The organism is Streptomyces sp. AM25, assembly GCF_058146165.1.
Window position 1 is genome coordinate 69,523 of the sequence record NZ_JBKIWN010000005.1, and the last position, 14,523, is coordinate 84,045.

A 14,523-nucleotide genomic window follows, 5' to 3' on the forward strand; every position below is an offset into this window, starting at 1 on the left:
GTTCATCGGCCGATCACGACGGTGGCGCAGCCCCCGACGACGGCGGCACCGCAGGGCAGTTTGTCGCCCATGACCGCTGCCGGCAGGCCGCCGATGAGCACGGTGCTGCCGGATGTTCCCGGCATGGTGATCAGCGGTGTCGGGGGCACCGGCGGTACGTGCCCGGGGAAGGCGCAGCTCGCCAAGGAGCCTGCCACGGCCGCGGGTTGGCCACCGATCAGGACGTTGGCGGCGACGGGCGGGCCGGTGACGGCGCCCGTTCCGGCTGGGACGGGCAGCGGGGACGGGTTGGGGACGTGCGAGGTGGCGTCACCGATGCGTGCGGCGGCTGGCACGGTCGTGTTCTCCCTTCGGGCGCGGTGGCCCCTGCTTGGTTTCATGCGGTCGCCGGGCGCCATCAGTTGATCTTCACGAGCGGGGCCGAGATCTCCGTCCGGGCCCCGCCCTTGACGGTCACGTCCTTCCCGGACACCTCCACGCCCGTCCCGGACACCTTGACCTGTCCGGTCGCATTCATGTCGATCGACTGGCCGCGCAGCTCCAGCGGTGCCTTGCCGGCATCCAGAGTGATGCCGTGCGCTGCCGTGATCTCGATCGTTCCGTCGCTCCCGACGGAGACGAGGGTGTTGTGCTGGTCGAGTTCGATGCGCAACTTGCCGTCACCGGTGGTGAGTACGGCTCCCATGCCCTGGCCGCCGGCGTCCAGGAGTTCGAGGCGGTGCCCCTCCTTGGAGGCGAAGGAGCGCCGGTTGACGGTCCCCTTGGTCGAGTCGTACAGCTCCACGCTGTGCGGCGCGAGCCGGTCGACGCCGTTGTACAGGCCGCCGATGACGTACGGCCGGTCCAGACTGCCCTGTTCGAAGCCGACGAGCACTTCGTCGCCCACTTCCGGCAGGACCACGCCGTGCCCCCGGCTGCCGCCGAGCTGGACGGTGCGGGCCCAGGTGCTCTTGTACTCCTCCGGCGGCGCCAGCCAGGGCAGGCTGACCGTCACTCGGCCCTGATGTCCGGGGTCCTGGATGTCGACGACCGTGGCCGGCATGAGACCCCAGAAGCGGCGCAGGGCGTCTTCGCCGTCGCCGGGGCGCCCTGTGTCCGTGCCGTCCGTGCCCTCGCGCACCGTGAGCTCCGTCAGGTAGCCGGAGTCCGGGTGGTACTCGTGCACGACGGAGGTGACCGTGTAACGGCCCTCGAACTGTGTGCCGAGCCCTTTGAGGGACACCGACGACCGGAGCCTCAGCCGTGGCTCGCCGCGTACGACGGCGCGCACTTCGGTGAGCCCGGCGGCGATCTCCTGGGCCATCGCGTCGGCCACCTTCTCGACCTCGTGCTGCGTGGCGCGCGGCAACCCCGGCAGCACCAGTTTTTCTCCCCGCAGCACGGCGGAATCCACCTGCCACGCCACCTCCCTTCCGGGAGCCCGCGCAGGCGTTCGGTCGGCGCGCAGCGGCTTCTTGCCTTCGTGGTCCCAGCCGCGCACCGACACCTCGGTCACCTGGTCGCGCAGTGTTGCGGCGGAGGTCGCCTTCACCAGGTCGCGCCCGAATTCCAGGGTCGTCGGAGTCTCCGATGCTCTTGCCGGCTTTGCGAAGTGCAGCTGCCCGGCGCGCACGAAGAGATCGCGGCCGTTCTCGCGGGCGAGGTGGACCAGGAAGTCCCAGTCCGACATGGCCGGTTGGGTCAGGAACTCGTACACCACGTCGGTGCCGTCGACCGTGCCCACCTCCAGCCCCGCGAGGCTCGCCATCTTCTCGGCGATCTGGCTCGCCGACACCTGCTGGTAGGCGCGCGTCCGGTGGCCCCGCCGGAGCCGGTGGGCAAGGTCCTCGGCCTTGACGACGCTGAAGACCCCGGTTTCCGCCGCTCTCGCCTCACAGCCGGTGACCTCGCCTCTGAAGAGCAGGAACTCTCCGTCGGAGTCGGCGACCAGCTCGATCACGGTGCCGAGTCCGATCCCGGGCCCGGCCAGGAGAGCGATCCGGTAGGGGTCCCGGAAGCCGATCTCCGCAGCGGCGGGCGTGCTGCCGCTCTCCGTGACGGATGCCCAAGCCAGCGCCGTGTCGTAGACCGCTGGCAGAGGCTGCCCGCCGACCCGGATGCTCAGCCCTGCGGTGTGACGCTCGGTCATGTGCGCTCCGTTCCGGGCAGCAGCAGCGTCCGGCCCGGCTGCACCTTCGAGGGGTCTTCGACTCCGTTCAGTTCGGCGATACGGCGCCAGTCCGCCGGGCGGCCGCTGCTGCGGAACGCGACGGACTGCAGCGAGTCACCGCGCACGAGAGTGCAGGACCGCTGCGACGAGGGGGAACCCGATGTCGGATTCTGCCTCTTCGTCGTGCCGCCGATCTCCTCCAGCACGAGGTCGCACACCGCCCGCAGTGGGTTCCCTTGCGGGGAGAAGCGGGTGTAGGTGGCCTTGACCGTGCGCAGATAGGCCATGAACGAGACCGATTCGAAGCCGCCCCAGCGGAATCTCGCCCAGGGCGTGGAAGGCTGCTTCGCATCCAGACTGCCCTCGGTGGGCCTGCAGAACTCCAGCAGCTTGCTCACCCGCTCGTCGACCGTCCTCCGGCCCGGGTCCGGCTCGTCGAGCATCACCGTCATCGCCAGCGTGCGCGGCCGGCTCCCGGTGAACTCCGGCACGGAAGCGTGCGGCGCGGAACGGCCGTTGTGGCGTGCCCAGGCCGCTTCCTTCACCAGTTCCAGCCGAGCCGGGTTGAACTGGAACGGGACTTCCTCGACGAGCACCGGGTCGGTTCCGCTACCGCTGGGTGGTGCGTACAGCTCGAGGACCGCACCGACCATGTTGTCGTGGCCGGCTTCCGACGCGGCCGGTGTGCCCGACTTGACCGACATGCTCGACGTACTCGACGGCTCTGCCGTACGCGGTGACGCCCTCTGCGTGTTGAGGGATCCAGGTGTGTTGGGTGAACCCGGCACGTCGGCTGCACCGGGGGTGTTCGGTGTGCCCGGCATGTTCCGCGCACCTGGCGGGGTCGGCATGCCTGGTGTGCCGGGCACACCCGGCACATTCGGCGCGCCCGGCACCCCCGGCAGGGGCGGTACATCCAGTGCGCCCGGGAGGTCGGGCAGACGCGGAGCGTCGGGCAGGTGGGGAAGGTCGGGAAGGTTCGGGAGGCTCGGCAGAGTCGGGAGGCTTGGAAGGTTCGGGAAGTTCGGGAGGTTCGGAAGTTTCGGGAAGTTGACGTTCAGGTTCGGAAGACGGGGGAAGTTGATGTTGAGGTTCGGAAGTTTCGGGAAGCCAGGAAGGCCGGGGAGGTTGAAGGACGGCATCTGCGGCACGTCGGGGCCGTCCGAGGGGCCAGGGTCCTCCGGGGGCTCGGTCGCGTCCAACGCCCCGGGCTCGTCCGAGGAGTCCGGCTCATCAGATGTGTCAGACGCATTAGATGCCTCAGATGTTTCCGGCGTATCCGAGGCGTCATCCGTGGCCGGAGCATCCGGATCGTTCGGACCATCGGGATCGTCCAGAGGCTCGGGGCCGTCCGGCGCGTCCGGCTCGGGCTCGTCGGGCACATCCGGCTCAGGCACATCCGGCGCGTCCGCCTCAGGCTCGTCCGGTTCAGGCGCGTCCAGCGCGTCCGGCTCAGGCTCGTCCGTCAGACCCTGATCCGGCAGTTCCGGTTCGTCCACCATGTTTCCTCTCAGCTCTTCGGGCCGCCGGAGCGGCTGCGCATGAAGCCCTCGTGGACGACGTCCAGTTCCTCCATCGCTCTGCCGGCGCCCGCGGCGTCCAGGACGGGGCCTCGCCACGCCACCGGCATGGCGTTCAGCAGATCCCACTGCGCCACCGGCTTGCCGCCGGCATCGATACAGGCGATCCCCATGGTGATGCGCTTGGGGTGGCGGGCCGTCTCCTGCACCCACTCGCATGTCCTCATGGCGTCCGCCGTCAACGGTCTGGCGAGGGTGACGGACGGGTATGTGAGGTGCTTCGGGAGGTGCTTGAGGGAGTCGCCCATCCCTCCGACGTCCAGCTCGTCCAGGTCGATCGCGCAGGCGAGTCCGGTGCACTGGGTGAAGAACCCCCAGGGATCCCCGTCGATCGAGAGGGAGAACTGGTGGCTGGCCAACAACGCGTCAATCGCCATTCTTCTCTCCTTCGTTGAGGAGGCCGACAGGTATGCCCCAGCCTTCCGGCGCCGCGAGACGGCTCACGGGAATGCCCGGTGTTCCCGCCCGGCCCGGGCTGTGTGCAGCGGCGCCGGCAGGAACCGTTGCCGTGCGGTGGACAGTGAAGCGCCAGGCAGCCGCCGCGGAGGGAAGCGTCACAGGGCCGGCCGGCCGCACGACGCGCTCTTCCTCCGCATGGCGGTGCACGACGCGCCCAGGCACCGGCAGTTCGAAGCGCCGGCGTTCCTCATCGCGCACTGTGGACGTCTGAACCGACAGTCCGGTGGTCCCAGCATCGTCACCGACGGCGGCGACCGACGACGCATGCCCGAGGCGTGCGGGTGGCACGCCTACCGGCGCCTCGTGCGGCATTCGGTGGCCCAGCACGCCGGTCTCCCCCGCGGCCGGCTCTGCCACGGTCCCGGAGCCGGTGAGCACCTCGCGGTGCAACTCCAGCACCGTGATCGGTACCCGGTGCGGCGCCCAGCCGGTCCGCTGCACGGCCCTGCGCACAGCCGCGGAGTCCGCCACGGGTGCAGACACCGGCCACACGTACGGGTGTTCCGAGGCGATACCGTCGGGTGCGGCACGGCGCAGCACCGGGACGGACATGGAGCCGTCCGTACGGTGGTGCAAGGCTCCGTCGACGCTCTTGTCGGCCGGCCCGGCCGTGCACTGCCCGGCCTCGGCTCTGCTCCGGTCCGGCACCGCTTCGCCAGGGCCCTCCGAGACCGGGTCGAAACCCGGTGGTCCCACCGGTAGTTCCTTCCGACCCCGCTCGGGGTCACCGCTGCGGAGAGCCGCAGCCGGCGCTGTCTGTTCGGGTTCCTGCGCAGCCGTGAACCGCTTGCCGGAAGGCCGGCTGCTACGGAAGACGAACCGGCGCACGGACCTTGCGATTGCTTCCGGTGAGGCATACCAGTCACCGCCAATCCGGGGCGATCCTGCGCCGCCCGGACCCTCGGGGGCCGGCGCTTCGGCTCCGCCCCTGTCGGACTGTTCACGTGCAGACACAGCCGGCAGGACGACTCCGTCCGGCGCGACCGGTACGGGGGTGCAGCCGGGAGCAGGTGCATCAACCGGTACGGGGGTGCAGCCCGGAACAGACGCATCCACCGGGTATGGCTGCTCACCCGGGCCTGCTGCCGGCGGCGGCACGTAAGCACCGATGCCGCCGCGCGGACGCGGGGGGAGCATGATCCGTGCGATGTCCCCGGGGTACGGCCGCCTGCCGACCGATGCGGTCGGCGAGGCACTGAACGAATCACCGTACGAGAACGCTGCCCGAGGCGGGCGGACCGATGGGCCACCGTGGCCGTTGCCGCCCTCGGGGTCGAGGACGGGTCCTGTCGTCGTCCGGCGCGTCGTCATCGCCGGGCTCGTGGTGTCCGTCGTGTCCACCGCTGCGGCGTGCGACACGGTTCGGCGCGGCATGCTGTCGCGTGCGGCCGAGGACGAGGGCCGCCGGAGAGAGCGATCCCGTCGTGGTGTGCCGCCCGGCTCTGTGCCGTCGGCGTTCCGCGCGTCGTCACCCCGCCTCCCGGACTCGTCCGGTTCCGGGCGTGAAGTCGGCACCATGCGAAGCTTGTTCACTCTCGCCCTGGTCCATCGTTCGACGCTCCGTGCGAACGACGTCCGCGGTTCCCGGTTGCCGGTCGGCGCCGGAACAGCAGTCGCAGGGTCCTGTAGCGACGGCGATGCGGTGCGCCGCTCACCGACGGCGTCGGCTGATACGGGCGTGGTCACGACGGCGGGTGGACCGGCCGCAGGCGGGTACCCGTGCCGCCCGTCCACCGCTGCGCGCCGTCCCGGGCCCATGTCCGCCGAGCCCGTGCCCGCCGGGTCTGCTGCCGGGACCGGTCCAGGAAGGGGCACGGGACCAGGCATAAGGGCCAATGGCACCGGTGGATCGGCCGGTGGCCGGGGCGCGGAGCCCCGGGCCGCCTCCGGCGCCTCCCCCGCCGCTGCCCGCCTACCGCGGAACCGTGTGCGCCGACGGCGACGCCGCGCCGACGGAGCGTCCTGCTCATGGTCACGGGCCACGTCATCCACTCCCGCCGGACTCTGCAGCTGTGCGCGCCCGGACCGGACATCCGGAGAGCCGGACGAGTGCGGTGCAGTGGGGGCTGCGCCGGCATGCAACAGCCCCTCGGCCCGCGCCTGTCGGTCGATCGGCCAGAGCAGCTCCACCGCATTTCTGTGCCGAGGCATGCCGGTCGCTCCCCACCGCCCCTGCACCGCTCTGAACACCAGGGGCGGGTCCTTGTCGACCGACGTCGCCAGTTCCCCGGACAGCCGGGGGTCCCGCCAAGCCGGCAACCGCGTGGTGATCCGCCGTTGTTCCGTGACAGGGGACAGACCGGCGGCGAGGCGCTGCATGTTCCCGGGCAGTGCCACGGGGACGCGGGCCCGCTCGCCCGGGCCCTCCCGGCGGACGGCTGCCGGCGCGGGCTGATGCCCGTCCCGGCTCACCCCGAATATCCGCTGCAGCATGTCACTGGTTCCCGTCTGTCAGACGCTGGTTGATGTCCCTGATCCAGCCGACGTACTGCAGTCGCTGGAGGTGTTCCAGATCGAGCAGTTCGGTCAGCGGCCAGTGGAAGTGATGGGCGATGTACGCGATCTCGGCGTGCAGATCGTCGGCCGCGTACACCGTCATTCCCCCAGGCGGCTCCCCATGTCGACCTCGAACTCGTGGTGGCAGCCGGGGCACACGGTCGAAGCGAGGGACGATCCGTCCGTGTTGACCTTTTCGTAGAAGCGCTGCAGAAATGCCAGGTCTGCCGCGAACAGTTGCTCCACGATTCCCGCGTCGACATCCGTCAGAGTGCCGAGCCTGGTGATCAGACGGCCGAGCAGCACGACGGAGAGGTAGGCCGGGTTCTCGCGCACCCTCAGGTCCTTGAGCGGCAACAGCTCGTCACGTGCGGTGGCCAGTCGCATCACGCCCTCACGGTGTACGTTCCCCTGCGCGTCCACGTAGCCGCGCGGGAGCGTGAACGGGAACTCCGTGCGGAGGACCGCGGGCCCGCCGGGCGGGCCGGCCGCCTCGTACGAGGGGGCCGGGCCCGGGGCCGGTGCACTCGCCCCGGCCTCGGCACCCGGCACGCCTTCGGTCACACGACCTCGCCTCACGTGAACTCGATGGTGTCGCACTCGAGCACAACGGTCTCCTCGACCTCGCCGCTGTAACCCGCCGAGAGCTCGCCGACGCTCCACTTGCTCACCCAGACGCCGGTCAGCGTGGCGGTCCGCTTCTCGTCCTTCGCACTGTTCTGCAGCTCGATGGTGACGTTCCTCTTCGCCTTGCTGATCGTGTCCTTTCGCGACTCCGTGATCCACTTGGTGAATTCATCGCTCTTGTCCAGGCTGCGCACGATCGTGATGCTGGGCACGTTCCGCCGGCCCGGCGTCTTCACGATGAACGGCGAACCGCTGCGCGCTCCGACGTAGTGCTTGGTCTCCACCTCGACCTCGAGGCTCAGACCGCTGACGCTCTTGAGCGTCTCCAGCACGATCCCGTCGATCTGAATGCTGAACGTATCGGCCCGGAAAGGGCTTCCCAGCTTGTTGTCGTCCGCCGCCATCGGGCTGTTGTCATCAGACATCGTGACTCCTCATGAGTGGTGGGGAAGGAAGGGAATTGATCCGCAGTACGAAGACAGCAGCCGGTCTAGGCCGCCGCCCCGGAAAGGGACTCCTGCGAGATGCGGAACACGACGAACTCGGCGGGCTTGACCGGGGCCACGCCTATCTCGCAGACGACCTGGCCGGACTCGATGACGTCCGGCGGGTTGGTCTCGGCGTCGCACTTGACGTAGAAGGCCTGCTCGGGGTTGCTGCCGAACAGCGCGCCTCGGCGCCACTCTCCGGTGAGGAAAGCTCCGACGTTCCGGCGGATGGTGGACCACAGCCGCTCGTCGTTGGGCTCGAAGACGACCCACTGCGACCCGAGGTAGACCGACTCCTCAAGGTAGTTGAAGAGGCGCCGGACATTGAGGTAGCGCCAGGCGGGGTCGCTGGACAGCGTGCGGGCGCCCCAGACCCGGATGCCCCGGCCGGGAAAGCTCCGGATGCAGTTGACGCCCGCGGGGTTGAGCCGTTCCTGCTCGCCCTTGGTGACCTGGATGCCGAGGTCCAGCACGCCGCGGAGCACCTCGTTCGCCGGAGCCTTGTGCACGCCGCGGATCTCGTCGTTGCGGGCCCAGAGTCCCGCGACGTGTCCCGACGGCGGCATCAGGAAGCTCTTGCCGGTGGACGGGTCGGCCACCGAGACCCACGGGTAGTACAAGGCCGCGTACTTGGAGTCGTAGCCCGCCTCGTTCTGCCGCCACTCGTACACGTCGGCGGGGCCCATGCCCGGCAGCGGATCGAGGATCGCCATGCGGTTGGCCATGTTCTCGCAGTGGTTGATCATGGCGAGTTGGACGGCCTTCACCTGCTCGCGGCTGAGGGCGCCGCGTTCGTGGGCGGCCATGAGGTCGGGAGCGGCCACCATGGTCACGTCGTCGATCGCCTCCAGACCCGACAGGCCGGAGCGGCTGTTCACGTCGCCGACGTAGCTGCCGACCACGTCCTTGACAGGGTCGGGCGTGCCCTGCTCCCCGGCTGCCGGGGCGTTGAACGCCACGGAGGAGCGCGCGGGCAGCGCGAGTGCGGTACCGGTGGCGGCCGCCTCCTCGAAGAGGACGAACCGGGAGCGCTCGCGCACCTGTGTCACCACGTACTGCGGCGACGTCTTCTCGCTGGAGACCTCGAAAGTCTCGGCCGGTGTACCGTCCACCGTGACCGTCAGGGTGTAGGTGTTGTCGGCAGGTGTGCCGGCGGGCGGCTCGGCCGTGTCGTCGGCGGCCTTGACGGACTCGGAACCGTCGGCAGGCGCACGGCGGTTCCTGGACGGCTTGCGCCGCACGTCGACGGACACGTCACGCCCGGACGCAGCCGGCAGTGCGGTCACCCGGAATCCGCCCAGCGCATGGACCACCGGTGCCTGCACGCTGCCGGCACCGCCGTCGTCCGCCGCCCCGGCGGACGGCTGTGCGCCGACCCGCACGACGTAGCAGGTTCCACCGCCGTTCGCGAAGTAGCCGTAGACGGAGTGTCCGAGGTAGCAGCCCTCGGCGGACTCCCCGAAAGTCTTGGCGTACTGGCCCCAGTTGGTGATCCGGACCGGCTCGTTCACAGGTCCCTGGGCCGCGAAGCCGACGAAGGCGGCCACGGCGGTTCCCACCCCCTCCACGGGGCGGGAACCTCCCGCGATCTCCTCCACGAACACGCCGGGGGACAAGTACTTCGCCATCCAGAACTCCTTCCGGGTTTTCGGCAACGGCACGCGGCAAACTGGCCCACCGTCAACTGGGCTGCGTGCAACGAGGATTGGCGGGTCGCGTGCAGTCAGCGATCCCGGACCTGAATCATCGTCACGAAACTCGGGCACTGTCAAACGAAATGCACCGGGAAATGAAATTCAACGGATCTGTCATTGCACGCCGGGAAAGCGTCAACCTTGGATTGCCGATATCAACGTTCCCTGCCGGCCGGCGTGTTCTCGTACGCGAAACTGGGAGGTGCGCCGTCGAGCAGTACCGTGCCCCGCAGGGGCGCGGGGCTCCGCTGAACATGCGGCTCCGCCGCATGGGCGCGAACGGCCACGGACGGCCCGCAGCCATCGAGCCGCCCTTCCGGCGGAGCGCCTAGGCTCCGTACGCGGACGGCGGCGAGCTCTGGAAGGGCGCCACCCAGCCCGTGGCCCGGCCCTGTGCGTCGAGCAGGCGTCCGACGCGCTTGACGGTGCGGACCCCGGTCAGCCAGCGGCGGGGTTCGGTGTCCGGGAAGCGGCTTGCGACGGCGGCCGCCACCCGGGAGACGTCCTGCACGGAGGACAGCCAGAGGGTCACCAGGAGGTCCGCCGACCCGACGCAGGAGGCCACCAGGCGCGCCTCCGGCAGCGCGGTGAAGGCCCGTGCCGTTCCCAGCAGACGGTCCGCCGGGACGCGTGCGGCGAGGGTCGCGGAGACCGGCCGGCTCGCGATCTCTCCGGCCACGTCGCAGCGGACGGAGATCGTGCCTCCCGACAGCAACGACTCCGTACGGCGGCGAGCCGTTCCCTCGCCGATCCCGCAGGCGGCGGCGATCGTGGCGTACGACGCGCGGCCGTCCTCGGCCAGGACGGCGAGCACCTGCCGGTCCACCTCGTCGACGGCCCGTTTGGACAGGGTCCGTTCGCGCCGCCCTGCCTCCTTGCGCAGGGTGTGTGCGGCCTCCGGGGGCAGGACCCGCAGCCGCCACCGGCTGCCCTCCAGGTGGAGCCTGGCCAGCAGTGTCGTGTCGAAGGAGCGCAGTCCCGGAACCGCTGCCAGCGGCCCGAGCAGGTAGTCGCCGAGGGCCTCGCGGTCGGGTGCCGCGATCGTGAGGAACAGGTCCCGGTCCCCGACGGTCAGCTCCACCGACACGGTCTCGGAGTGCCGGGCCAGAGCGGCGGCCGCCGCCGGTGCGGTACCCGGCGTGCAGGAGGCGAAGACGAACGCGGCGGCGATGTCCGAAGCGCCCTCCCGCACCTGCGTGGGGTAGGCGCTCGTCCAGGCCAGACCCGCTTCCTGCAGCCGCGCCCAGCGGCGGGCCACCGTGGCCGGACTGACCTCCAGGACCTCCCCGAGCAGGGCCCAGGAGGCCCGGGGGTGGATCTGCAGCGCATGCAGGATCCCGAGGTCGAGCGAGGTGATCTGGGTGGCGTCCATCAGGGGTCAGACTAGGTCGTCCGCCTTCAGAGCGCCGTCCGCGACCTGCCATTTCTCGAGGATTCTGGTGTACTCGCCGCTGTCCATCACGGATTTCAGCGCGAACTGCACCGCCTCACGCAGCCTGTCGGCGCCCTTGGGCAGCGCAATGCCGTAGGGTTTCGGCTCCATTTGACTGCCCACCACCTCGAAGGCCTTCTTGCCATGGGCATGGTTGGCGGTGTGGACGGCGGTCGGGTAGTCCATCATCGCGGCGTCCGCCCTGCCGCGTTCCAGGGACTCGAGCACCGCCTTGTGGGTCTCGTGCCGGTCCAGGGCGATGTCCGGTCGTCCTGCCGCCGTGCATGCCTGCGCACGGCGGCGGGCGGTGTCCTCGACGGTCGTGCCCTGCTGGACGGCCACTCTCCTGCCGCACAGGCCGGCGGGAGCGGTGACGCCCTGCGCGCCGCCCTTCCGGACGACGATCGAGGTGCCGGCGGTGAAGTAGCGCACGAAGTCGACGCCCGGTCCGGTCCTGGCTCCCGTGTCGTCCACGCCCCGGCGCCGCTGCTCGGTGTCGTGGATGCCCGACATGGCCAGGTCGAAGCGATGGGCCTGGAGGCCGCTGAGCAGTTGGGAGAACTCGACGTGTTCGAATTCGAAGACGACGCCCAGCAGTCTGCCCAGTGCGGCGGCGAGATCCGCCTCCACCCCCACGGTCCTGCCGCCCTCGGGGAAGACCAGGGGAGCGACGCTGTCGATGCCCACCACGATCGTGCCCGATCGCTGGTGTTTGTCGGGCAGCATCCCGAAGAGCGGGGCGCTGCGCTGGTCCGGGGACCCGGCGGGCGACGACGCCGCATCGGCCTGTACCTGCGTGCCCAGGCACCCCGTGAGAAGCCCTGAGGCGAGTGCGAGCGCGGTGGCCCGGAGCCACCGCGCCGGACCGCCCGGGTATGAGATATGCACGTCCGATCACCCGGGTGTTCAGTCGAAGATCATCTGTCGGAGCCCCGCGCGCACGCGTGGGGTGAGGGCGGGGCCCACTCTGTCCACCAGGCGGGCGGTCTCGTAGGCCACCAGCCCGATGTCACAGGAGGAACTGCACAGCACACCCAGGACGGAGCCCTCGGAGACGGTCATGATGCAGAGGAATCCGCCCTCGGTGTCCATGTCCACCAGCGTCTGGTTCATCCGGCCCTTGCCGTGGACGGACACCGCCCCGCGGGCCAGGACCGCGATTCCGGAGACGACCGCCGCCAGGTGCTCGAGGCGCTCCTCGGCCAGGTCCCCCGAGTCCGCAAGGGTCAGGCCGTCCGCCGACACCAGCAGCGCGCTGGTCACGCCCGGGGTACGGGCGGTGAATTCGTCGATCAGCCAGGTCACGCCGGCAGATGTGCCGTTCGCGGTGTTCATGCTCTCGCCCTCGTCAGACATCCGACCGGTCTTCCCTCTCGCCGCGGAGCTCCTGCCGGGCACGGTTCGCTCCCGCGTAGAAGCCGCTCACCCGGCGGCGCAGTTCGGCTGCGTCCTTTCTCGGCGCCCCGTCCGCGTCGGCCGGTGCGAGCGTCGTCCGCTCCCGGATCGTCGCCTGCGGGGTACGGCGCGGGAGTCCGTCCGGTGCCGGTTCCGGCACCGGTTCGGACGCCGACTTCAATGCCGGCTTCGACGCCGACTTCGACGCCGGTACGGGTGCGGGAGCTGCCTCGGGCGGGAGGGGGCCGGGCGGCTCCGTATCGTTCTCCGTTTCCTCGACGGCGCCGGTCAGTGGCCGGGCGGCCGCGACGCACGAGGCCGGCAGGACCACGGAGGCGGTCGTGCCCTTGCCCAGGGAGCTCAGACGGACCTGGATGCCGTGGACAGCGGCGAGCCGGCTGACCACGTACAGACCCATCTGCCGCGCCACCGAGGCGTCGACGGCCGAGGTTCGCGCGAGGCCCTCGTTGAGCCGCTCCACCGTTGGAGCGGACAGACCCACACCGTTGTCCTCGACGTCGATCAGGACATCGCCGCTGACCGTCGGCCGGGTCGTCACCACCACCTGCGTGGAGGGATCCGAATACTGCGTCGCGTTGTCCATCAACTCGGCCAGCAGATGGGTCAGATCGTGCACCACCGGGGCCGCAACCCACACATCACCGCTCACAACGACTTCGACCCTGGTGAACTGCTCCACCTCCGAAGCAGCCGCCCGGACGACGTCCACCAGCGGCGCCGGCACCTGGTGCACCCGGCCCGGCCGCTCCCCTGCGAGGACGAGGAGGTTCTCACCGTGCCGCCGCATCCGGGTGGCCAGGTGGTCGATGTGGAACACCTGCTTGAGCATCGCCGGGTCCGTCACCTCCTGCCCCACGGCTCCGATGACGTCGAGCTGCCGGTACACCAGCACCTGGTTGCGCCGTGCCATCGAGGCGAGCATGGAGTTCACGCTCGCCCTCAGGGCGGCCTGTTCCGCGGTCTGCTTGACCGCCTCCCGGAAGACCTGCTCGAAAGCCCGGGACACGTCGCCGATCTCGTCACGCGTCCCCAGGTCCAGCGCCACCGGGCGCGCGTCGTCGACGGTGCCGCGCTCGGCCACCCGACCTACGAGGGCCGGGAGTTCCTGCCGTGCCGCCCTGAGCGCGGTGCGGCGAAGACGGCCGAGCTGCCGGACCGTGGCCTGAACCATCCAGGCCGCCAGCAGGAAGGTGAGCAGCAGCGCACAGGCCACCGTTCCGCCGTTCCACCAGACGGCCTTCTGTGCCTCGTAGCGCTCGTGCGCCGCGGCGGCGGCGATGCGGCGGGCGATCTGCTGCTCGATCTCGTGCAGGTCGTCGATGATGCGCGTGGCCGAGCCGTTCCACTCCTTGACCAGGCGTGCGTCGAGCTCCGACGGATGGGCGGTCCTGGCCTTTCCGACCATCGCGGAGACGTAGGAGGCGTCGAAGGCCTTCTTGAACTTCGCAACGTCCTGTTCCTGGGCGGCCGTTCGGAACTCGCGGAAGCTCACCTTCTGCAGCCAGCCGTGCGACATCGCCTCCGTCTGCTCGTCCTCCTCCACCCGGGACCGGGAGAAGCCCGCGTTCAGCAGGGCCCGTTGGCTGGAGATGGAGGCCTTGCCGATGGAGAGCGAGCTCAGGGCCCAGATGTCGGCGGCGTTGCTGCCCCCGCCACGCGCCACTTCCATGGGCAGGCTGAGCAACGGGGTGATCATGTCGGCATAGGCCAGGTCGGTGGCCACCGACCGGAAGTCCTTCGTGTACGCCTTGGCCCGTGTTTCCGGAAGGCCCTGCAGGGCCTTCCGCGTATCGGCGACCCGTTGTGCCATGTCCCGGTTCGTCGCGCCCGTCGTGCCCAAGGCCTGGTATGCGGCGAGCATCTTGTCGGTCTCGGCGCGGTACGGGGCCGTGTCGACCTTCAGTTGTTTCGCGAGGGCGGCGAAGTCCCGTTCGTTCTCAAGGGCGTGCGCCAGCCGTACGGCCGCGACGACGATTCTGCTGGCTTCCTCGTCGGCCTTCATCCGCTCCGCCCGGTCCAACGCACCGCTGATCTCCGGAACCGCAAGGCCCAGGGCCAGGGCGATGGGCAGCAGCAGCGCGATCGCCATTCTTGTAGAGATCTTCCAGTCCTGGGGCAGCCGCGCGACTCTGGCGATGCGCCTTCTCCCGGCCCCCGCCGGACGATTCGTCTTGTTCTTCAT

The 14,523-nt window shown here is 70.2% G+C and carries 13 protein-coding genes; all 13 read right to left on the bottom strand.

Annotated elements, in window-relative coordinates:
- Nucleotides 1–2: 2 nt before the first annotated feature.
- The gene (locus tag ACLHRZ_RS07860) at nt 3–335 is read right to left on the bottom strand and encodes a PAAR domain-containing protein (RefSeq protein WP_490417550.1); all 333 of its coding nucleotides are present in this window, start codon (nt 333–335) and stop codon (nt 3–5) included.
- A 62-nt stretch (nt 336–397) separates the two neighbouring features.
- Nucleotides 398–2,128: a VgrG-related protein gene (locus tag ACLHRZ_RS07865; RefSeq protein ID WP_490417551.1), complete on the bottom strand. Its 1,731-nt coding sequence runs from the start codon at nt 2,126–2,128 to the stop codon at nt 398–400.
- Nucleotides 2,125–2,853, bottom strand: a complete 729-nt coding sequence (locus ACLHRZ_RS07870) for a CIS tube protein (protein ID WP_490417552.1) — start codon at nt 2,851–2,853, stop codon at nt 2,125–2,127. Before ACLHRZ_RS07870 ends, ACLHRZ_RS07865 begins: the two co-directional genes overlap by 4 nt.
- Before the next feature lie 806 nt (nt 2,854–3,659).
- Complete coding sequence (locus ACLHRZ_RS07875; protein ID WP_490417553.1) at nt 3,660–4,106, bottom strand: phage tail protein; 447 nt, start codon at nt 4,104–4,106, stop codon at nt 3,660–3,662.
- Nucleotides 4,096–4,884, bottom strand: coding sequence for a hypothetical protein (locus ACLHRZ_RS07880; protein ID WP_490417554.1), 789 nt, complete (start codon nt 4,882–4,884; stop codon nt 4,096–4,098). The genes ACLHRZ_RS07875 and ACLHRZ_RS07880 overlap by 11 nt, the downstream gene beginning before the upstream one ends.
- A 1,738-nt stretch (nt 4,885–6,622) precedes the next feature.
- Complete coding sequence (locus tag ACLHRZ_RS07885) at nt 6,623–6,787, bottom strand: DUF6760 family protein (protein WP_490417555.1); 165 nt, start codon at nt 6,785–6,787, stop codon at nt 6,623–6,625.
- Nucleotides 6,784–7,248: a hypothetical protein gene (locus ACLHRZ_RS07890; protein WP_490417556.1), complete on the bottom strand. Its 465-nt coding sequence runs from the start codon at nt 7,246–7,248 to the stop codon at nt 6,784–6,786. Before ACLHRZ_RS07890 ends, ACLHRZ_RS07885 begins: the two co-directional genes overlap by 4 nt.
- 11 nt (nt 7,249–7,259) lie before the next feature.
- Nucleotides 7,260–7,736, bottom strand: coding sequence for a phage tail protein (locus ACLHRZ_RS07895; RefSeq protein WP_490417557.1), 477 nt, complete (start codon nt 7,734–7,736; stop codon nt 7,260–7,262).
- A gap of 65 nt (nt 7,737–7,801) precedes the next feature.
- Entirely contained in the window at nt 7,802–9,427 is a 1,626-nt protein-coding gene (locus ACLHRZ_RS07900) for a phage tail sheath family protein (protein WP_490417558.1), read from the bottom strand.
- Nucleotides 9,428–9,821: 394 nt separating this feature from the next.
- The gene (locus ACLHRZ_RS07905) at nt 9,822–10,865 is read right to left on the bottom strand and encodes an Lrp/AsnC family transcriptional regulator (protein ID WP_490417559.1); all 1,044 of its coding nucleotides are present in this window, start codon (nt 10,863–10,865) and stop codon (nt 9,822–9,824) included.
- 6 nt (nt 10,866–10,871) lie between these two features.
- On the bottom strand, nt 10,872–11,813 hold the full coding sequence (locus tag ACLHRZ_RS07910) for an ABC transporter substrate-binding protein (protein WP_490417560.1): 942 nt from the start codon (nt 11,811–11,813) through the stop codon (nt 10,872–10,874).
- An 18-nt stretch (nt 11,814–11,831) separates the two neighbouring features.
- Complete coding sequence (locus ACLHRZ_RS07915; protein ID WP_490417561.1) at nt 11,832–12,281, bottom strand: roadblock/LC7 domain-containing protein; 450 nt, start codon at nt 12,279–12,281, stop codon at nt 11,832–11,834.
- The gene (locus ACLHRZ_RS07920; protein ID WP_490417562.1) at nt 12,274–14,523 is read right to left on the bottom strand and encodes a sensor histidine kinase; all 2,250 of its coding nucleotides are present in this window, start codon (nt 14,521–14,523) and stop codon (nt 12,274–12,276) included. Before ACLHRZ_RS07920 ends, ACLHRZ_RS07915 begins: the two co-directional genes overlap by 8 nt.

What these genes read in the sequence shown, in the direction of transcription:
- ACLHRZ_RS07900 (WP_490417558.1), bottom strand. Translation starts at nt 9,427, where the DNA reads ATGGCGAAGTACTTGTCCCCCGGCGTGTTCGTGGAGGAGATCGCGGGA.
- ACLHRZ_RS07905 (WP_490417559.1), bottom strand. Translation starts at nt 10,865, where the DNA reads ATGGACGCCACCCAGATCACCTCGCTCGACCTCGGGATCCTGCATGCG.
- ACLHRZ_RS07920 (WP_490417562.1), bottom strand. Translation starts at nt 14,523, where the DNA reads ATGAAGAACAAGACGAATCGTCCGGCGGGGGCCGGGAGAAGGCGCATC.
- ACLHRZ_RS07895 (WP_490417557.1), bottom strand. Translation starts at nt 7,736, where the DNA reads ATGTCTGATGACAACAGCCCGATGGCGGCGGACGACAACAAGCTGGGA.
- ACLHRZ_RS07885 (WP_490417555.1), bottom strand. Translation starts at nt 6,787, where the DNA reads ATGACGGTGTACGCGGCCGACGATCTGCACGCCGAGATCGCGTACATC.
- ACLHRZ_RS07875 (WP_490417553.1), bottom strand. Translation starts at nt 4,106, where the DNA reads ATGGCGATTGACGCGTTGTTGGCCAGCCACCAGTTCTCCCTCTCGATC.
- ACLHRZ_RS07870 (WP_490417552.1), bottom strand. Translation starts at nt 2,853, where the DNA reads ATGTCGGTCAAGTCGGGCACACCGGCCGCGTCGGAAGCCGGCCACGAC.
- ACLHRZ_RS07865 (WP_490417551.1), bottom strand. Translation starts at nt 2,128, where the DNA reads ATGACCGAGCGTCACACCGCAGGGCTGAGCATCCGGGTCGGCGGGCAG.
- ACLHRZ_RS07915 (WP_490417561.1), bottom strand. Translation starts at nt 12,281, where the DNA reads ATGTCTGACGAGGGCGAGAGCATGAACACCGCGAACGGCACATCTGCC.